General features: G+C 65.7%; 19 protein-coding genes. 5 read left to right on the top strand and 14 right to left on the bottom strand.

The genetic code is table 11. The features are described from left to right. The first annotated feature begins 38 nt into the window (after positions 1-38). A complete protein-coding gene (gene gloA / locus CXK94_RS16495) occupies positions 39-431 on the top strand; it encodes a lactoylglutathione lyase (RefSeq protein ID WP_102895145.1) in 393 nt (130 codons plus the stop codon). A gap of 215 nt (positions 432-646) precedes the next feature. Here the strand turns inward: gloA and CXK94_RS16490 are convergent, their stop codons facing one another. The 8 genes from CXK94_RS16490 to rsxA form a co-directional block, all read right to left on the bottom strand. Continuing rightward, positions 647-826, bottom strand: coding sequence for a PA3496 family putative envelope integrity protein (locus CXK94_RS16490; protein WP_102895144.1), 180 nt, complete (start codon positions 824-826; stop codon positions 647-649). Between the two features lie 108 nt (positions 827-934). Next, positions 935-1,573: an endonuclease III gene (gene nth, locus CXK94_RS16485; RefSeq protein ID WP_102895143.1), complete on the bottom strand. Its 639-nt coding sequence runs from the start codon at positions 1,571-1,573 to the stop codon at positions 935-937. Between the two features lie 100 nt (positions 1,574-1,673). Further along, positions 1,674-2,387, bottom strand: coding sequence for an electron transport complex subunit E (locus tag CXK94_RS16480; protein WP_102895142.1), 714 nt, complete (start codon positions 2,385-2,387; stop codon positions 1,674-1,676). Beyond that, positions 2,384-3,163, bottom strand: coding sequence for an electron transport complex subunit RsxG (gene rsxG, locus CXK94_RS16475; protein WP_102895141.1), 780 nt, complete (start codon positions 3,161-3,163; stop codon positions 2,384-2,386). The genes CXK94_RS16480 and rsxG overlap by 4 nt, the downstream gene beginning before the upstream one ends. Before the next feature lies 1 nt (position 3,164). Beyond that, positions 3,165-4,193: an RnfABCDGE type electron transport complex subunit D gene (locus tag CXK94_RS16470; RefSeq protein ID WP_102895140.1), complete on the bottom strand. Its 1,029-nt coding sequence runs from the start codon at positions 4,191-4,193 to the stop codon at positions 3,165-3,167. Positions 4,194-4,247: 54 nt separating this feature from the next. Then, positions 4,248-6,722 carry an electron transport complex subunit RsxC gene (gene rsxC / locus CXK94_RS16465; protein WP_102895139.1) on the bottom strand — a complete coding sequence of 825 codons (2,475 nt, stop codon included), beginning with the start codon at positions 6,720-6,722 and terminating at the stop codon, positions 4,248-4,250. Continuing rightward, a complete protein-coding gene (rsxB, locus tag CXK94_RS16460) occupies positions 6,719-7,294 on the bottom strand; it encodes an electron transport complex subunit RsxB (RefSeq protein WP_102895138.1) in 576 nt (191 codons plus the stop codon). The genes rsxC and rsxB overlap by 4 nt, the downstream gene beginning before the upstream one ends. Then, the gene (gene rsxA / locus CXK94_RS16455; protein WP_003282096.1) at positions 7,291-7,875 is read right to left on the bottom strand and encodes an electron transport complex subunit RsxA; all 585 of its coding nucleotides are present in this window, start codon (positions 7,873-7,875) and stop codon (positions 7,291-7,293) included. Before rsxA ends, rsxB begins: the two co-directional genes overlap by 4 nt. Before the next feature lie 195 nt (positions 7,876-8,070). On the opposite strand from rsxA, the gene CXK94_RS16450 reads away from it, so the two are divergent. Next, the gene (locus tag CXK94_RS16450; protein ID WP_102895137.1) at positions 8,071-8,451 is read left to right on the top strand and encodes a hypothetical protein; all 381 of its coding nucleotides are present in this window, start codon (positions 8,071-8,073) and stop codon (positions 8,449-8,451) included. A 99-nt stretch (positions 8,452-8,550) separates the two neighbouring features. Here CXK94_RS16450 and CXK94_RS16445 read toward each other — a convergent pair whose 3' ends face one another. From CXK94_RS16445 to CXK94_RS16435, 3 genes are all read right to left on the bottom strand, one after another. Beyond that, a complete protein-coding gene (locus tag CXK94_RS16445; RefSeq protein ID WP_102895136.1) occupies positions 8,551-9,666 on the bottom strand; it encodes an enoyl-CoA hydratase/isomerase family protein in 1,116 nt (371 codons plus the stop codon). A 70-nt stretch (positions 9,667-9,736) separates the two neighbouring features. After that, positions 9,737-10,555 carry an enoyl-CoA hydratase gene (locus CXK94_RS16440; protein ID WP_037038687.1) on the bottom strand — a complete coding sequence of 273 codons (819 nt, stop codon included), beginning with the start codon at positions 10,553-10,555 and terminating at the stop codon, positions 9,737-9,739. A gap of 144 nt (positions 10,556-10,699) precedes the next feature. Then, positions 10,700-11,944 (bottom strand): substrate-binding protein, encoded by a 1,245-nt coding sequence (locus tag CXK94_RS16435; RefSeq protein ID WP_102895135.1) that lies wholly within the window; start codon positions 11,942-11,944, stop codon positions 10,700-10,702. 251 nt (positions 11,945-12,195) lie between these two features. Between CXK94_RS16435 and ung the strand changes: the two genes are divergently transcribed. Further along, entirely contained in the window at positions 12,196-12,891 is a 696-nt protein-coding gene (gene ung, locus CXK94_RS16430; RefSeq protein WP_102895134.1) for a uracil-DNA glycosylase, read from the top strand. Positions 12,892-12,930: 39 nt separating this feature from the next. On the opposite strand, the gene CXK94_RS16425 is transcribed toward ung, so the two are convergent. Then, positions 12,931-13,767: an HDOD domain-containing protein gene (locus CXK94_RS16425; protein ID WP_102895133.1), complete on the bottom strand. Its 837-nt coding sequence runs from the start codon at positions 13,765-13,767 to the stop codon at positions 12,931-12,933. Between the two features lie 52 nt (positions 13,768-13,819). Continuing rightward, entirely contained in the window at positions 13,820-14,767 is a 948-nt protein-coding gene (locus CXK94_RS16420; protein WP_102895132.1) for a YgfZ/GcvT domain-containing protein, read from the bottom strand. Between the two features lie 149 nt (positions 14,768-14,916). On the opposite strand from CXK94_RS16420, the gene CXK94_RS16415 reads away from it, so the two are divergent. Both CXK94_RS16415 and CXK94_RS16410 read left to right on the top strand, forming a co-directional pair. Next, complete coding sequence (locus tag CXK94_RS16415) at positions 14,917-15,171, top strand: succinate dehydrogenase assembly factor 2 (RefSeq protein ID WP_102895131.1); 255 nt, start codon at positions 14,917-14,919, stop codon at positions 15,169-15,171. Next, a complete protein-coding gene (locus CXK94_RS16410; protein ID WP_102895130.1) occupies positions 15,155-15,610 on the top strand; it encodes a protein YgfX in 456 nt (151 codons plus the stop codon). The genes CXK94_RS16415 and CXK94_RS16410 overlap by 17 nt, the downstream gene beginning before the upstream one ends. On the opposite strand, the gene nadB is transcribed toward CXK94_RS16410, so the two are convergent. Continuing rightward, the gene (gene nadB / locus CXK94_RS16405) at positions 15,579-17,195 is read right to left on the bottom strand and encodes an L-aspartate oxidase (protein WP_102895129.1); all 1,617 of its coding nucleotides are present in this window, start codon (positions 17,193-17,195) and stop codon (positions 15,579-15,581) included. The genes CXK94_RS16410 and nadB overlap by 32 nt on opposite strands. Positions 17,196-17,225 lie beyond the last annotated feature (30 nt).

Here is a 17,225-nt window from a genome sequence, read left to right as displayed (position 1 = left end):
CATGGCCACAAGCACTGCCGAACGAGGAGAACCCGAACATGAGACTGCTGCATACCATGCTGCGTGTCGGCGACATGGACAAATCCATCGCCTTCTATACCGAGGTGCTGGGCATGACCCTGCTGCGCCGCAAGGACTATCCGGAAGGCAAATTCACCCTGGCCTTCGTCGGCTACGGTGACGAGGCGCACAACAGCGTGATCGAGCTGACCCACAACTGGGGCGTGGAAAAGTACGAACTGGGCGACGGCTACGGGCATATCGCCCTGGAAGTCGAGGACGTCTACAAGGCGTGTGAGGACATCCGTGCGCGCGGCGGCAAGATCACCCGCGAGCCGGGGCCGATGAAGCATGGCTCGAGTATCCTCGCCTTCGTCGAGGACCCGGACGGCTACAAGATCGAGCTGCTGTCGCCGCAGCGGGGCGACTGAATGAAAGCCCCTTGCGGGGCTTTTTGTGTGTAGGTTGGGTTGAGGAGCGAAGCGACGAAGCCCAACGGGTTCGTGTCGATCCCTGTTGGGCTTCGCTGCGCTCAGCGCCAACCTACCGCATGCGTTCGCTCACCCGAACATCGGACTATCCGCTTTGGCCCGCCTTACGGGCCTGACCGGCAGATATGAAAAAGCCCCTTGCGGGGCTTTTTTGCTTACAGATCGAAGTCGAAGTCGTTCAATTGTTTCTGCAGGCGGCGCTCCTCGAGCAGGTTGTCGATGATCCGGCGCTTGGTCAGGTTGGTCTTGGCGACCTCGACGGGGGCTTCGCCGCTCTCGTCGTCGTCTTCGGCGATGAAATCGTCTTCGATCTGAATGTCTTCTTTCTCGGCCACTTGTTCACTCCAAGGCTATGGGGCGCTCTTGGCGCACCTTATAGCGGCAAATCCGGGGCCGGTAAAAAAGTTTTTTTCAATCGCCAGGCAAGATTTTTACGTGCGCGATCAATCGTCCGAAGTCTTGTGCTTGTACTCGCACAGGTCCTCGATCCGGCAACTGCCACACTGCGGTTTGCGCGCCTTGCAGACGTAGCGCCCGTGCAGGATCAGCCAGTGATGGGCATCCAGCAGGTATTCCTTGGGCACGAACTTGATCAGCTTGCGTTCCACCTCCAGCACGTTCTTGCCCGGGGCGATGCGGGTGCGGTTGCTGACTCGGAAGATGTGCGTGTCCACCGCCATGGTGAACTGGCGGAACGCGGTGTTGAGCACCACGTTGGCGGTCTTGCGGCCGACGCCGGGCAGGGCCTCGAGCGCCTCGCGGTTGTCGGGGACCTGGCTGCCATGCTTCTCGATCAGGATGCGGCAGGCTTCGATGACGTTCTTCGCCTTGCTGTTGTACAGGCCGATGGTCTTGATGTATTCCGACAACCCCTCGACGCCCAGTGCATGGATCGCCTCCGGTGTGTTGGCGACCGGGAACAGCCTGGCGGTGGCCTTGTTCACGCCGACGTCGGTGGCCTGCGCCGAGAGGATGACGGCGATCAGCAACTCGAAGGGCGTGCTGTAGGCCAGTTCGGTTTTCGGCTCGGGGTTGTCCTCGTGGAAGCGGCGGAAGATTTCCCGGCGTTTCTCGGCGTTCATGCAAACAACTCCAGGCTTCGGGCCACAAGCGCCAAGCCGGGGGCCGGTGTCTGAATCGCTGCCGCTTCTGCTTGCCGCTTGAAGCTTGCCGCTTGCCCCCTCATTCGATCACTCCGGTCACGCGTACCCGGCGGTTGACGGCGGGCGCGGCGGGTTGCGTGGCGCGGGCCCGCTCGGCGAGCCGCTCGTCGATACGGTTCTTCAGGGCGATCAGCAGGCCGAGCACGATGAATGCGCCAGGCGGCAGGATCGCCAGCAGGAAGCCCTTGTAGTCGCTGAACAGGGTGAGCTGCCAGTCACTGGCGACGGGGCCGAACAGCAGGTGCATGTTGGCGAACAGGGCGCCGGTGCCGAACAGCTCGCGCAGGCCGCCGAGCACCACCAGCACCAGGCAGAAACCCAGCCCCATGACCAGGCCGTCGAAGCCGGCCACCAGCGGGTTGTGCTTGGCGGCGAAGCCGTCGGCGCGGCCGAGGATCACGCAGTTGGTGGTGATCAGCGGGATGAAGATGCCGAGGATCTGGTACAGCTCGTAGGTGAAGGCCTGCATCAGCAGCTCGATGCAGGTGGTCAGCGCAGCGATGATCATCACGAAGGCCGGCAGACGCACGGCGGTGTTGACCACGCCACGTACCAGCGACACGCTGATGTTGGAGCAGGTCAGCACCAGCATGGTGGCCAGGCCCAGGCCGAGGGCGTTGACCGTCGAGTTGCTCACCCCGAGCAGTGGGCAGAGCCCGAGCAGCTGCACCAGTGCCGGGTTGTTCTTCCACAGGCCGTTGACGGTCAGTTCGCGGTAGCTGGGCGCACTCATGGCTGGTCCCCCTCCGGTTTGACTTCAGGTTCGCTCGCGCGCAGCGCGTCGCGTGTCGCGGCGTCGCCCGCGCGGGAATGGGTGGTGACTTCGGCGGGTTCGCTTTGGTCGCTCTGGTCGTCGAGCGGCTCCGACGCTTCCGCCGTGCCGGCATCGGTCGTCAGCAGTTCGGCCTTGTGCGCATCGAAGTACTGCAGCGCGCGGTGCACCGCGGCGACCACCGCGCGCGGCGTGATGGTGGCGCCGGCGAACTGGTCGAATGTGCCGCGGTCCTTCTTCACGGCCCAGCCCTCGGCTTGCGGGTTCTCCAGCGACTTGCCGTCGAAGCTGCGAATCCACGGGCTCTTGGTCAGTTCGATCCTGTCGCCTAGGCCCGGTGTCTCGCGGTGCCCGAGGACCCGCACGCCCGCTACCCGGCCATCGGCCCAGATGCCCACCAGCAGGTGGATGGCGCCGCTGTAGCCATCCGGGGCGATGGCCTGGAGGATCACCGCGCTGGGGCGACCGTCCTTGATGGCGATATAGGCCGGTAGCGGGCTCTTGTTGCCCAGCAGGCGATCCTGGAGCAGGACGCTGTGGTCCGGCAGGGCGTTGTCGTAGCTGCCGGCGGGAAGGATCTCGCCCAGTGCGCGCACCTGCGCGGCACGTTCGGCGGCCTGGATGCGCTCGGCGGTACCTTGCTGGAGCAGGGTCACGACGCCAACGGTGACGATGGCGAACAGGCCCAGTACCGCGGCGTTCTTCAGCATCGAGCGGCTGATTTCCGGAAGCATCATGTCATTCGCCCAGCTTGAAGCCGCGCTCGGCCTTGCGATGGCCGTAGGTGCGCGGGCGGGTGTAGTAGTCGATGGTCGGCGCGGCCAGGTTCATCAGCAGCACGCTGAAGGCCACCGCGTCCGGGTAGCCGCCCCAGGCGCGGATGACGTAGACCAGGATGCCGACGCCGGTGCCGAAGATCAGGCGGCCGTGCGGGCTGGTGGCGCTGCTCACCGGATCGGTGACGATGAAGAAGGCGCCGAGCATGGTGGCGCCGCTGAGCAGGTGAAACAGCGGCGAGCCGTTGCTGTCCGAGCCCGAGCCGTTCCAGAACACCAGGCTCATCAGTGCCAGGGCGCCGAGCATGCCGACCGGCGCATGCCAGCTGAACAGGCGCTTGTGCAACAGGAACAGGCCGCCGGCGAGGAACGCCAGGTTCACCACTTCCGAGCCGATGCCGCCGAAATGGCCGAAGGCGGGATTGCGCCAGAGCTCGTCGATGGTGAGGCTGTTGTTCACTTTCAGCACGTCCAGGGCGGTGGCCTGGGTCCAGCCATCCGGCAACGAGGCGATGCCGAGGATGTGCTGCAGGCCGCTGCCCAACCCGACGCTGTGCGGCACGGGCCAGGTGGTCATCTCCACCGGGAAGGAGATCAGCACCACCACGTAGCCGATCATCGCGGGGTTGAAGGGGTTCTGCCCGAGCCCGCCGTAGAGCTGCTTGCCGAAGACGATGGCGCAACCGCTGGCGATCAGCGTCAGCCACCATGGCGAATACGGCGGCAATGCCAAGGCCAGCAGCACGGCGGTGACCAGCGCGCTGCCGTCACGCAGGAAGAAGCCGACCGGGCGCTGGCGCAACCTGAGGATCGCCGCTTCGAAGGCGAGTGCGGTGGCGCAGGTCCAGGCCAGGTTGATCAGGGTGCCGGCGCCATACAGCCAGGTCAGGGCGACCACCCCGGGCAGGGTGGCCGCGAGTACCAGCAGCATGACGCGCTGGGTCCGGTTGGCGCCCTTGGCGTGGGGCGAGGTGATACGGGGCAGGGCCATTGGCTCTCCGGTCTAATGCTTTACCTGAAGCGGGCCCTGGATGGGCCCTCTCCATCAGTGATCCTGGTATTCCGCCAACTGACGCTCGGCCTGGTCCAGACGTGTCCGGGCGGTTTCCAGCGCGGCCGGCTCGGCGTTCTCCTCACGCTCCAGCTTGCGCAGGTCGGCACGGGCGAAGGCGACTTCGGTCTTGAGCTCGCGTTGGCGTTCGTCCACACCGGGTTTGGCGGTGCGCACCAGCTGCGGTGCCGGTCTGGCCGAGGTGTCTTCGGCGGCATGCAAAGCCTGCTCGGCTGCGGCCAGGGCGTCGCGCAAGCGGTCCAGTTCGGCTTCTTCGGCCCCGGCCTTCTCGGCCTTCTTCAACTCGGCGCGCTTCATTGCCAGCTCGATCTTGGCCTTCTTCAGCGCTTCGTCGCCGGCCGGCTTGGCGGGCGCGGTCGGTGCTGCATCCTGGGCGGTGGCCAGGGCCTGCTCGGCCTCGTGCAGTTGCTGGCGCAGACGGGCGAGTTCGGCCTGCTGGTCGTCGTCGGGGGCTTCGAGCTTCTCCAGCTTGCGGATCTGTGCCTTGAGCATGGCGGCCTCGATCTTGGCCTTCTTCAGCGCTTCGTCGCCGGCCGGCTTTGCGGGCGCGGTCGGCGCCGCGCTCTGGGCTGCGGCCAAGGCCTGCTCGGCCTCGTGCAGTTGCTGGCGCAGACGGGCGAGTTCGGCCTGCTGGTCGTCGTCGGGGGTTTCGAGCTTCTCCAGCTTGCGGATCTGTGCCTTGAGCATGGCTGCTTCGATCTTGAGCTTCTTCGCCGCCGCGTCGTCGGCTGCCGGTGCCGCGGCAGGTGCCGGCGTCTCGGCCATTGCGGCATCGAGTGCCCGCTGTGCGGCCTCGGCGGCGCTGCGCAGCTCGGTGACCTGGGCTTGCAGTTCCGCGGTGGCGTGCGTCGCCAGCTGCTTTTCGGCTTTCTTCAGCGCGACCTGGGCCATGCTGGCCTCGATCTTGAGTTTCTTCTGCATGTCCGACAGGCCGCCGGCCTTCGGCGCCTCTACGCTTGCGGGCGAATCGCCGGCATTCGCATCCTGCGCCTGCGCGGCCTTGGCGCGGGCTGCCCGCTCGGCACGGGCCTTGCGTTCGGCCTCCTTCTGCTCTTCGGCCCGGCGCAGGCGCTCCTGCCGCAGTTCGAAGCGTTGTTTGGAATGCTCGGCTTTCCGGTGCTTGTGTTCCTGTTCGCGAATCTCGCCCTTGGCGGCGCGGTAGTACTGCACCAGCGGGATGCTCGACGGGCAGACATAGGCGCAGGCGCCGCACTCGATGCAGTCGAACAGGTGATGGGCCTTGAGCTGCTCGTGTTCCTGGCCGAGGGCGAAGAAGTGCAGCTGCTGCGGCAGCAGGCTCACCGGGCAGGCTTCGGCGCACTCGCCGCAGCGGATGCAGGGCAGCGCCGGAGGTGGCGCGGGGAGCTCGTCGAGCGTGCTGGCCAGCAGGCAGTTGGTGGTCTTGATTACCGGCACGTCCAGTGAGGGCAGGGTAAACCCCATCATCGGCCCGCCCATGATCAGGCGGTTGAGCCTGGCCGGCTCGAGCCCGGCGAGAGCCAGCAGTTCATTCACCGGTGTGCCGATCAGCACCTCGACGTTCATCGGGCGCGCCAGGGCTTCGCCGGTCAGGGTGGTGATGCGCGAGATGAGCGGCTTGCCGAGCAGCACCGCATCATGGATGGCGACGCAGGTGCCGACGTTCTGGCAGAGCATGCCGATGTCCGCCGGCAGGCCACCGCTGGGCACTTCTTCGCCGGTGAGGATCTGGATCAGCTGCTTTTCCCCGCCGGAGGGGTACTTGGTCGGGAATGCCTTGAGCACGAACGGGCGTTCGCCGATGGCCGCGCGTACGGCGGCGATGGCTTCGGGTTTGTTGTCCTCGATGCCGATCAGCACTTCCTGCGGTTGGAGCAGGTGCGCCAGGACCTCGATGCCGGCCACCAGCTCGGCGGCCTTTTCGCGCATCAGCAGGTCGTCGGCGGTGATGTAGGGCTCACATTCGGTGCCGTTGATGATCAGGGTGCGAATCTGCTGCGTCGGCGGTGGCGTCAGCTTGGCCGCGGTGGGAAAGCCTGCGCCGCCGAGCCCACTGATACCGGCCTGGCGGATGATTTCCAGCAGCGCTGGCCGCTCCAGTTGGCGGTAATCGGCCTGTGGCTGCAGTTCGATCCATTGGTCCTGGCCGTCGCTGTCGATGACGATGGCCTCGCCGAGCATGCCCGAGGCATGCGGATAGGGCTGCGCGCCGATGAAGCTGACCACGCCCGAGGTTGGCGCGTGCAGCGGGGCACTGACGAAGCCGTTGGCCACGGCGATCCGCTGGCCCTTGAGCACCCGTTCGCCGAGCGTCACACAGGGTTCGGCCGGCGCACCCAGGTGCTGCGCCAGCGGCAGGATCAGGCGCTTGGGCAAAGGCGCAGGTTGGATCGGGGTGCGATTGGACAGCTCCTTGCGCTCCGGCGGATGAATGCCGCCGTGGATGTCCCAGACTTTCAAGGAGGTCATGCGGCCTGCTCCCGATCGGTGGCGATCAACTGGCCGGGCGCCGGCGGCCGATCCCATTTCCAGCTTTGCAAATTGCTGCCCAGCGCGATCATGTCGATGCAGTCCACCGGGCAGGGTTCGACGCAGAGGTCGCAGCCGGTGCATTCGGAAACGATGACGGTATGCATCTGCCGCGCGGCGCCGACGATGGCATCCACCGGGCAGGCCTGGATGCACTTGGTGCAGCCGATGCATTCGGCTTCGCGGATGTAGGCGACCATCTGCGGTTTTTCGCCACCTGCGGCGTCCAGCGGCTCCGCCTCGACATCGAGCAGGTCGGCCAGCGCCTGGATGGTCGCCTCGCCGCCCGGCGGGCACTTGTTGATCTTGTCGCCGCCGGCAATCGCCTCGGCGTAGGGCTTGCAGCCCGGATAGCCGCACTGGCCGCACTGGGTCTGCGGCAGCAGGGCATTGATCTGTTCGGCGATGGGATCGCCCTCGACGCGAAAGCGTACCGCGGCGAAACCGAGAATGGCGCCGCCCAGCAGGCACAGGGCGAGCAGGGCGAGCACCGCGATGATGACCGCGCTCATAGCTTGATCAGCCCGGTGAAGCCCATGAACGCCAGCGACATCAGGCCCGCCGTGACCATGCCGATCGCCGCGCCCTGGAACGATTTCGGTACGTCGGCGATGGCGATGCGCTCGCGCATGGCGGCGAACAGCACCAGTACCAGCGAGAAGCCCAGGCCGGCGGCGAAACCGTTGACCGTGGCGGTGAGGAAGGTGAATTCGGCCTTGTTGGCGTTGAGCAGGGCGACGCCGAGCACGATGCAGTTGGTGGTGATCAGCGGCAGGAAGATGCCCAGTACGCGATAGAGCAACGGGCTGGTCTTGTTCACCACCATCTCGGTGAACTGGACCGTGACGGCGATCACCAGGATGAAGCTGATGGTGCGCAGGAATTCGAGATCCAACGGCTTGAGCACATACTGCTGCACCAGATAACTGCACATGGCGGCCAGGGTCAGTACGAAGGTGGTGGCCAGGGACAGGCCGATGGCGGTCTCGATCTTTTTCGAGACGCCCATGAACGGGCACAGGCCGAGGAACTGCACCAGTACGAAATTGTTGACCAGGATGGCGCTAACCATGATCAGGGCGAGTTCGGTCATAAGGTTCCGTCGCGCGCTGCGAGAGCCGTGGAGCTAAAGGGTCGCTATTATCGGGAAGCGGCCGCGGCCATACAAGCTGCGACAGCCCGTCGCGGCGAGCGGATGGTGCGAGCGGCCGGTTGTCCGCGGTCTCAGCACATGCCTGGCCATTGTGGTCTGATGCATGGAAGCCGGTGACACCGTTCGGAGGTGCCCATGAACATGCGTTCTGCCTTGATCCTGCTCTGCCTGAGCCTGGGGGCCACCTTGCCGGTGCATGCGGATCGGCGCGACGGGGTCTGGGTTTTCCAGTCCGAGAGCCCCCGCTACTACAGCCCCGGCTATCGCTATGACAGCCGGCCATACCAGTACGATCCGCGCAGTCCCTATCCGCCATACCCGCATTATCAACGCAACCTGCCGCCGCGTTATCAGGGGCAACTGCCGCCGCAGTACTACGACCGTCACCGGGGCTTCGAGCGACGCCAGTACTGGCGCCAGGAGCATCGTTATCAGCGCCCGCCCTCGATCCGGGATGGGCGCGATCAGCGGCTGCGGCCGCATTACGACCGGGGTGGACGCTACTACCGGCGTTGATACGTAGGTTGGGTCGGGGCGCGCAGCCTGAGGCGCGTAGCGACGAAGCCCAACAGAACCGTGCCGATCCCGTTGGGCTTCGCTGTGTTCAGCGCCAACCTATCCGTTCAGCCCCAGGTCGATCAACGGGTGCGTACCCTCCCAGGTCGGCTCGAAATGTGCCGCGACCACCGCCGGGGGAACGCTCTGGACGTCGCGCCAATGCCAGTGTGGCAGGCCATCCCGGTCGAGCAGGTAGGCACGCACGCCTTCAGCGAACTCGGGGTGACGGCAACAGTTCAGGCTCATTGCGTATTCCATCCGCAGCGCTTGGGGCAGCGAGAGCCGGCGGCCGCGCTGCAGCTGCTGCCAGAGCAGATGGGCGCTCAGCGCCGAACCCCCTGCAAGGCGAGTGGCGGCCTGGGCGAACAGCGCGTCGGCGTCGCCGGCCAGTGCGGTCACCGCATGCCAGGCATGGGGCAGTTCGGCGACGTCGAGCAGGCTGTCGATGCGACTGCGGCGGGGCAGCAACTGCGCAGGCGGCAATTGCTCGACGGCCTGGTTGGCCAATGCCCGGAGCAGGCTGTTGAGCTGGCTGGCGGCTTGCTCCTGCCAGTTGATCTGCGCCAGGCCCTCGATCAGGGCGGGTTGCTGCTGCGTGGCGAGGCAGCGATCGGCGAGTCCGAGATCCAGCGCGTCGCGGGCGTTGGCCTGGATGCCGGTGAGGCCGATGAACAAGCCCAGCTTGCCCGGCAGGCGCGGCAGGAACCAGCTGGCGCCGACGTCCGGGTAGAGGCCGATGGCAACCTCTGGCATGGCCAGGCGGCTGTCCGGTGTGACGATGCGAATCGCCGCGCCTTGCAGCAGGCCCATGCCACCGCCCATGACGTAGCCGTGCCCCCAGCAGAGCAGCGGCTTGGGATAGGCATGCAGCAGATGGACGAGACGGTACTCGTCGGCGAAGAAGCGCTCGGCCAGGGACGGTACCGTGCCCGGCGTCTTGCGGCAGGCTTCGGCCAGGCGGCGAACGTCGCCGCCGGCGCAGAACGCCTTGGGGCCATGGCCGCGCAGCAGGACGCAAACGATGGCCGGATCGCTGGCCCAGCGCCGGAGTTGATCGAGCAGCGCCTCGATCATCGGCAGGCTCAGGGCGTTGAGGGTACGCGCCGCGTCCAGGCTGGCGATGGCGATGCGGCTACCCTGCAGGGCGGAGTGCTCTTCGAAGCTGACGTTCATGGACATCCTCGACGCTGGGGGCTGACGACGGGCATGGCGGCGGTCGACGCCGCGACGCACGGCAGGGCGGTCATCGGTTGCGCCAGCGCGGGTCGCGTTTTTCCAGGAAGGCGTTGACGCCCTCGAGCGTGTCCTCGGCCTCGAACAGTCCGACGAAGGCCTCGCGTTCAGCCGCGGCGAAGGTATTCGGCAGCCGGCGGCGGGCCCCGTCGATCAGCGGCTTGATGGCGCGTATCGCGACCGGGCTCTGCTGGGCGACGCGTGCGGCGAGCAGCAGGGCGTGCCCCCGCGCCTCACCCGATTCGACCACCTGTTCGACCAGGCCGATGCGTAGAGCGGTGTCCGCGGTGATGCGTTCGCCGCAGAGGATCATGCGCTTGGCCCAGCCTTCGCCGACCAGCCAGGCCAGGGCCTGGGTGCCACCGGCGCAGGGCAGCAGGCCGACCGCAGCCTCCGGCAATCCCAGCTGCGCCTGCTGCTCGGCGATCCGCAGGTCGCAGGCCAGCGCACACTCCAGGCCGCCGCCGAGGGCGAAGCCGTTTATCGCGGCAATGGAGACGCCGCGGAAATCGCGCAAGGCTTCGAAGGCTTCGCCGAAGCGCCGGGCCATTTCCTGGGCGCGGTTGCGATCGCCGTCGGCGAACAGCTTGAGATCGGCACCGGCACTGAAGAATTTCTCGCCCTGGCCGCAGATGACCAGGGCATAGATTTCATCATCGCGGTTCAGGTGTTCGATGACCTGCTTGAGGCCGATCAGGGATTCGCGATCCCAGGTATTGGCGGGGGGATGGTTGATGGTGATCAGCGCGGTGTGACCGTGCTTCTCCACGGTCAGCTTGTGGGTCAGGTCGAAGACGCCGGCTTGATAGGGCTCTACAGCAGTGCTCATGGACGCAATCCTCGTGAGTAGGGGCTCCGTTGCTGGCGGTTCTGCCGCTGCTTCTGTTCAGAGTCCTTCTGCTGCCCAGGGTTGCAGCCGTCACGAGCCGGAAAGCCCCGCCGGGATCGCCGCGTGGGCGATCCCGTGCTTGTGTCACTGTAGCCTAGTCGGCTGGCCGCCCGTGCGACGCTCTTCCTGCCACTCGGCCAAGGAGGGGGCTGCCTGGTCGCCCGCCAGGCGGTGGACGATTTCGAAGTAGTCCTGCTTGAAGCGATCCTTCAGCACCTCTTCGCGTGGCTTCACGCGTACCGCATAGACGGTCTGCACGTTCTGGTGGTCGAAGCCGCGCCATTGCTGCTGGTCCTTGAGCAGGCGGTAGTTGTGATTCTCCAGGGCGGCGATCACCTGCTCGCTGCTGATGCTCTTGGCGCGGGTGACGGCATCGGCCCACTGGTAGACGATGCTGTAGGCCGAGGCGGCGGAGCTGGAGGGATGGGTCTGGTAGCGCTCGCCGAAGTTCTTCACGAAGGCCTTGCCGGGTTCGGAGCCTTCGAGGTCGGGCACGCGCCAGGTCCAGGGCTCGGTGCCGAGCACGCCACGCATGATGTCGGGGCCCGCCAGTTCGACCATCGACAGCGTCAGGTTGGGAATGGCGATCTGCATCTTCTTGTTCAGACCGAGTTCGTCGGCGATACGCATCGCGCGCACCATGTCCTCGCCGAAGAGCACCAGGACCAGCACATCGGCCCCGCTGTCGGCGGCTTTTTCCAAGGCGGCCCGATAATCGGAGAGACGAGCACCGGGGAAGGCGGTCTTGATACCGGGGTGCCTGTTCTGGTCGACGGTTCCGGTGGCCTGGCGCAGCGAGCTCTCGCTGGTGTGCCCCCAGGTGTAGTCGGAGGTGATGTAGAAGTAGTTCTTGCCCGGCATGTTCTCGTTCAGGTACTGCCCCAGCACCCGCGCGCTCATCCAGGCGTTGTTGCACTCGCGGAACATGTAGCGGTGGCCGTCCTTGCCGGTGGTGTCGTTGGAGTAGGTGAGCGTGCCGAAGTACAGCAGACCGCGCTCCTTGGCGCGCTTGCTGGCCGCGATGGCGACGGCACTGGACACGCCACCGAAGAGCATGGCCGCGCCTTCGTCGGCCATCTTGTCGACGTTGGCGATGGACTTGTCGGGGCGCGAGGCGCTGTTGCGGCTGATCAGCTGCAATGGACGGCCCAGGACGCCCCCCGCCGCATTGATCTCGTCGATGGCCATGAGGGCGCCGCGCATCTGCGCCAGGCCTTCTTCCTTGTAGCTGCCGGTACGGGGGTAGTTGAGTCCGAGCGTGATGGGGTCGGCAGCCTGAGCCGTAAGGCAGAACCCCAGCCCTAGCGCCAAAAGGGTAATCCGCTTCATTGCATGTTCCTTGTTTTATCGCTTTTGTTATTGGTTTATTGGCAGTGGGCCTTTTTACCCCCGAGAGGCAGGGCCGTCACTCTTTATGTGAGGTTCGCGGAGTGCGGTTGCATCAGTACGTGAGCCAAGTGCGATTATGACTAAAGGAGGGGGCCAGCATTTGCGCTGAAGCAATGCCTGCGCGGCTGCGAGCGTTGACAACCATGGGCGACTTTCTTAGGGTTCGGCGGCTTGGCCAACCGGAAAATCCCATGACTCAAGATGATCGCATCAAGCTCGAGGCGGGCTGGAAGGCCGCGCTGCGGGACGAGTTCGACAAGCCCTACATGCAGCAGCTCGGGGCATTCCTGCGCAGCGAGAAGGCGGCCGGCAAGGCGATCTATCCGCCGGGGCCGATGATCTTCAATGCGCTCAATTCGACGCCGCTCGACCAGGTCAAGGTGGTCATTCTCGGCCAGGACCCCTATCACGGTCCCGGCCAGGCCCATGGCCTCTGCTTTTCCGTGCAGCCGGGCGTGGCGCCGCCACCGTCGCTGCAGAACATCTTCAAGGAGCTCAAGCGCGACCTGAACCTGGACATCCCGCGGCATGGCTATCTGCAGCACTGGGCGGAGCAGGGGGTATTGATGCTCAACACCTCGCTGACCGTGGAGCGGGGGATCGCCGGTTCGCATGCCAATGCCGGATGGCAGCGCTTCACCGACCGGATCATCGAGGTGGTCAGCGAGCGGTGCCCGCACCTGGTGTTCATGCTCTGGGGCGCGCATGCGCAATCGAAGGCGAAACTGATCGACGCCACCCGGCACCTGATGCTGAAGTCGGTGCACCCGTCGCCGCTGTCGGCGCATCGTGGCTTTTTCGGCAATGGCCATTTCAGCCGTGCCAATCAATTCCTCATGCAGCAGGGGCTCGCACCGATCGACTGGCAGTTGCCGGCAGAGGTGTGAGCCGGCGTCGGCGGGCGCGCCAGCGCGCCCGGGCGGTGCTTACTGGAGCATGCTCATGGCGGCATCCATGGCTGCCGAAAGGTCTTCGTCTTCCTGCATCAGCGAGCTCGGGTCCAGGCCCAGTTTGGCGAATGCCGGAATCTGGCGCCAGTCCATCTGGGTGTAGGGATGGTTGCTGCCGAGGTGGCTCTGCAGTGTGGCGACCTGGACGATGTCGACGTAGTCGGCCGCGGCGGAGTTGCGCTGGAAATCGGTGTATTGCCCCGCCACCGCGGCGATCGCGTCGGGGAAATCCCAGGTGCGCAGGATTTTCTCGCCGACCAGTGGATGGATCTTGTCGATGACATGGTTGAGGCTGATGGAGTCGGCGAGCAGCGCGCCGTGCTCTTCGGCATAGGTCAGCACCGGCAGGATGCCGATCTGGTGGACCAGGCCGGCAAGCGTCGCCTGGTCCGGCATCAGCCGGGTGTAATGGCGGCAGAGCACATGGCTGATGGCCGCGACCTCGGTGCTCTTGTTCCAGACCTCGCGCATCTTGCGGTCGACGACGTCGGTGGTGGCCTGGAACATCTGCTCCATGGCCAGGCCGGTGGCGAGGTTGCAGGTGTAGTTGATGCCCAGGCGACTGATCGCCGTTTGCAGGTCGTCGATCTCGCGGCTGGTGCGCAGCAGTGGGCTGTTGACCACCTTGATGATGCGCGCGGTGAGGGCGGCGTCGTTGCCGATCACCTTGCTCAGCGCGGGGATGCTGATGTCCGGGTCTTCGGCGGCTTCGCGGACCCGCAGGGCTACCTCGGGCAGGGTGGGCAGGACCAGTTCATCGTTCTCGATGGCCAGGGTCAGTTCGCGCTGGACTTTTTCGGCAAGGGTGCTCATGTCATTCCTTTCATGTGTCGGTCGGCATCGCCCGGGCGTTCGGCAGGCTCGCCTATCGCTGGATTTCCCGGTCCGGATCGAGGGTGTAGGGCAGTTCGAGCAGGCTCAGCGGCAGCCCGTCGGGGGAGCCGAGGAAAATCCGGCCGTCGGCAACGGCATCTTCCTGCAGCACGGCCAGCAGCTCCATGCCGTCGGCGCTGGGGGCCGCCAGCACCACCTCGCCGACGCTCGAGCCGTGCACCGGCGAGAAGAGTTCCACGCCGGGCGCGGGCAGGGCATCCTGGCCATTGTCGCCGGCCAGGTGATACAGGCGCCGTTTGAGCTTGCCCAGATACTGCATGCGCGCGACGATTTCCTGCCCGGTGTAGCAACCCTTCTTGAAGCTCACGCCGCCGAGCGCCTGCAGGTTGATCATCTGCGGGATGAACAGCTCGTGGGTGCTGCCGAACACCTGGCCGATGCCGGCGCGAACCTGGTCGAGCAGCCAGCGTTGCAAGGGGGCTTCTTGCAGTTGCGCGCCCAGGCGCAGGCGGGCTTCTTCGGCCTCGGCGGCGGGAACCCAGAGTTCGGCGCGGCCATCGGGCAGGCGAATCGCAAGCAGGCCGTTTGCGCGTACCACCCGGTCTGCGGCCTGTGGCAGATCCAGCCCCAGGCTGACCAGCGCGCCATCGCCACCGGCGAGGCCGAAGCGGCACCAGGTGGCGCTTTCATCGGTCAGGCGCGATTTGGAAAACACCGCATACTTGCCGAGATCGGCCTGTTGCGGCTGCAGCAGTTCGCTGGCCATGGCCAGCAGGTAGCCGTCGTTGTCGGAGAGGATGCGGAAGCTCGACTGCATGCGGCCCTTGGGCGTACAGCGCGAGCCGAGGCTGGCATGGTCGGCGTCGAGATAATTGAGGTTGCAGGTCAGCTGGCCTTGCAGGAACTTGCTGGCATCCGGGCCGCGCACGGCAAGGACGCCTTCATGAGACAGGACGCAAAAATAAGCAGTGTCGGTCATGATGAGTCGTCGTCAGAATCCGGAGGCTCATCATAGCAGGCCGTGCAAACGGGTTGCGTGGCGGCTGGTTCGCTGTTCGGCGAAAAAAACCGACTAGTGGGCGCAGCGACAGCCGTTATAATGCCGGCCTTCCCCAAAGGAGCCGATGTATGGCCGAGCAATCCGAACTCAATCGCCTGTTCTGGCAGAGCCGTCGCGGCATGCTCGAACTGGATGTGCTGCTGGTGCCCTTCGTCAAGGAGGTCTATCCCGGTCTGGACGCAGAGGATCAGCGCCGCTACCGCAAATTGTTGAGTTGCGAGGATCAGGACATGTTCGGCTGGTTCATGCAGCGTGGCGAGCCCGAGGATGAGGACCTGCGCCGCATGGTTCGCATGATCCTCGATCGTGTCCAGCCCAAGTAGGCAACCCTTCGAGTGCCACTGGCGACCGTCCGGTCTGCTGCTGGTGCTCTACCTTGCCGTCCAGGGCCTGGCCCTGATGGTCGTTCTGCTGTCGCCCGCGCCGTTCTGGCTGCGGTTGGTCTGCCTGTCGTTATGTCTCGCCCATGCGCTGTGCGTGCTGGCGAGCGGTGCTCTGTTGCTTGGTCCGGGGGCCTGGCGTGGGCTGCGACACGACGAGCGCGGCTGGCAGCTGTGGAGCGCAAAACGGGGTTGGCAAGCGGTCCAGTTGCTGCCCGATAGCCTGGCCTTGCCTGGCGTGGTGATCCTGCGTTTCCGCCCCGTGGGACAGCGTTTGGCGCGCAGTGTCTGCATTGCGCGCGATGCGCTGCCGCACGATCAGCACCGCCGGCTGAGGGTGCGTTTGAAGTTCAGTCGCAATAGGTGGGCGGCAGCAGAATAGTGTCGACGGCCTCCGGCAGCAGCTCCGGGTAGTCGAGGGTGTAGTGCAGGCCGCGGCTCTCCTTGCGTTGCATGGCCGAGCGGATCATCAGGTCGGCCACCAGGGCAAGGTTGCGTAGCTCCAGCAAGTCGCGGCTGACCCTGTAGTTGCTGTAGAACTCGTCGATCTCGCTGAGCAGCAGGCGTACGCGGTGCTGGGCGCGCATCAGGCGCTTGCTGGTGCGGACGATACCGACGTAGTCCCACATGAAGCGCCGCAGCTCATCCCAGTTGTGCGCGATGATCACGTCCTCGTCGGAATCGGTGACCTGGCTGGCATCCCAGGCGGGCAGTGCCGCCGTTGCGGCGACATGCGGCAGTTCGCGCAGGATGTCCTGGGCGGCGGCGCGGCCGTAGACGAAGCATTCCAGCAGGGAGTTGCTGGCCATGCGGTTGGCGCCGTGCAGGCCGGTGAAGCTGGTTTCGCCGATGGCGTAGAGGCCGGGGATGTCGGTTCGCCCGGCCTGGTCGACGAGCACGCCGCCGCAGGTATAGTGCGCCGCCGGCACCACCGGGATCGGCTGGCGGGTGATGTCGATGCCGTACTCCAGGCAGCGCTCGTACACCGTGGGGAAATGGCTCTTGATGAAGTCGGCGGGTTTGTGGCTGATGTCCAGGTAGACGCAATCTATGCCCAGGCGCTTCATCTCGTGGTCGATGGCGCGGGCCACGATGTCGCGTGGCGCCAGCTCTTCGCGGGGATCGAAGCGCGGCATGAAGCGTTCGCCGTTGGGCAGCTTGAGCAGCGCGCCTTCGCCGCGCAAGGCCTCGGTGACGAGGAAGCTCTTGGCTTGTGGGTGGTACAGGCAGGTCGGATGGAACTGGTTGAATTCGAGGTTGCCTACCCGGCAGCCGGCGCGCCAGGCCATCGCGATACCGTCGCCGCAGGCGCTGTCGGGATTGCTGGTGTACAGGTAGACCTTGGCCGCGCCGCCGGTCGCCAGGACCACGAAGCGGGCCTGGAAGGTTTCCACTTCGCCCGTGCCGCGATTGAGCACGTAGGCGCCAAGGCAACGCCTGCCGGGCAGGCCAAGCTTGTGTTCGGTGATCAGGTCGACCGCGACGCGCTGCTGCAGCAGTTCGATGTTGCTCTTGTTGCGCGCCTGGGCGAGCAGGGTGTTGAAAATGGCTGCACCGGTGGCGTCGGCGGCGTGAATGATACGCCGATGGCTATGACCGCCTTCGCGGGTGAGGTGGAATTCGAAGCCGCCATCCTCGCGATCGGGGGTGTCGTCACGGGTGAACGGGACGCCCTGTTCGATCAGCCACTGGATCGCTTCGTTGCTGTGTTCGACGGTGAAGCGTACCGCGTCCTCGCGGCACAGCCCGCCGCCGGCCACCAGGGTGTCGGCGACGTGGGATTCCACGGTATCGGTATTGTCCAGTACCGCCGCGACGCCGCCCTGGGCCCAGTAGGTCGAGCCGTTGGCCAGGTCGCCCTTGCTGAGTACGGCGATGCGCAGGTCCGCAGGCAGGTTGAGGGCGAGGGTCAGCCCGGCGGCACCGCTGCCGATGACCAAAACGTCGTGTCGTTGAACTTGGCTCATGTCGAATTCCGCAGAGAAACCGTGCCCGAG

The organism is Stutzerimonas stutzeri, from assembly GCF_002890915.1.
GTDB lineage: Bacteria > Pseudomonadota > Gammaproteobacteria > Pseudomonadales > Pseudomonadaceae > Stutzerimonas > Stutzerimonas stutzeri_AF.
This window is presented reverse-complemented; position numbering and strand designations above follow the sequence as displayed.

What these genes read in the sequence shown, in the direction of transcription:
- CXK94_RS16425 (WP_102895133.1), bottom strand. Translation starts at nt 13,767, where the DNA reads ATGAGCACCCTTGCCGAAAAAGTCCAGCGCGAACTGACCCTGGCCATC.
- CXK94_RS16480 (WP_102895142.1), bottom strand. Translation starts at nt 2,387, where the DNA reads ATGAGTGCGCCCAGCTACCGCGAACTGACCGTCAACGGCCTGTGGAAG.
- rsxG (WP_102895141.1), bottom strand. Translation starts at nt 3,163, where the DNA reads ATGATGCTTCCGGAAATCAGCCGCTCGATGCTGAAGAACGCCGCGGTA.
- CXK94_RS16435 (WP_102895135.1), bottom strand. Translation starts at nt 11,944, where the DNA reads ATGAAGCGGATTACCCTTTTGGCGCTAGGGCTGGGGTTCTGCCTTACG.
- nth (WP_102895143.1), bottom strand. Translation starts at nt 1,573, where the DNA reads ATGAACGCCGAGAAACGCCGGGAAATCTTCCGCCGCTTCCACGAGGAC.
- CXK94_RS16445 (WP_102895136.1), bottom strand. Translation starts at nt 9,666, where the DNA reads ATGAACGTCAGCTTCGAAGAGCACTCCGCCCTGCAGGGTAGCCGCATC.
- CXK94_RS16415 (WP_102895131.1), top strand. Translation starts at nt 14,917, where the DNA reads ATGGCCGAGCAATCCGAACTCAATCGCCTGTTCTGGCAGAGCCGTCGC.
- rsxB (WP_102895138.1), bottom strand. Translation starts at nt 7,294, where the DNA reads ATGAGCGCGGTCATCATCGCGGTGCTCGCCCTGCTCGCCCTGTGCCTG.
- CXK94_RS16440 (WP_037038687.1), bottom strand. Translation starts at nt 10,555, where the DNA reads ATGAGCACTGCTGTAGAGCCCTATCAAGCCGGCGTCTTCGACCTGACC.
- rsxA (WP_003282096.1), bottom strand. Translation starts at nt 7,875, where the DNA reads ATGACCGAACTCGCCCTGATCATGGTTAGCGCCATCCTGGTCAACAAT.
- gloA (WP_102895145.1), top strand. Translation starts at nt 39, where the DNA reads ATGAGACTGCTGCATACCATGCTGCGTGTCGGCGACATGGACAAATCC.
- nadB (WP_102895129.1), bottom strand. Translation starts at nt 17,195, where the DNA reads ATGAGCCAAGTTCAACGACACGACGTTTTGGTCATCGGCAGCGGTGCC.
- rsxC (WP_102895139.1), bottom strand. Translation starts at nt 6,722, where the DNA reads ATGACCTCCTTGAAAGTCTGGGACATCCACGGCGGCATTCATCCGCCG.
- CXK94_RS16470 (WP_102895140.1), bottom strand. Translation starts at nt 4,193, where the DNA reads ATGGCCCTGCCCCGTATCACCTCGCCCCACGCCAAGGGCGCCAACCGG.
- CXK94_RS16420 (WP_102895132.1), bottom strand. Translation starts at nt 14,767, where the DNA reads ATGACCGACACTGCTTATTTTTGCGTCCTGTCTCATGAAGGCGTCCTT.
- CXK94_RS16450 (WP_102895137.1), top strand. Translation starts at nt 8,071, where the DNA reads ATGAACATGCGTTCTGCCTTGATCCTGCTCTGCCTGAGCCTGGGGGCC.
- ung (WP_102895134.1), top strand. Translation starts at nt 12,196, where the DNA reads ATGACTCAAGATGATCGCATCAAGCTCGAGGCGGGCTGGAAGGCCGCG.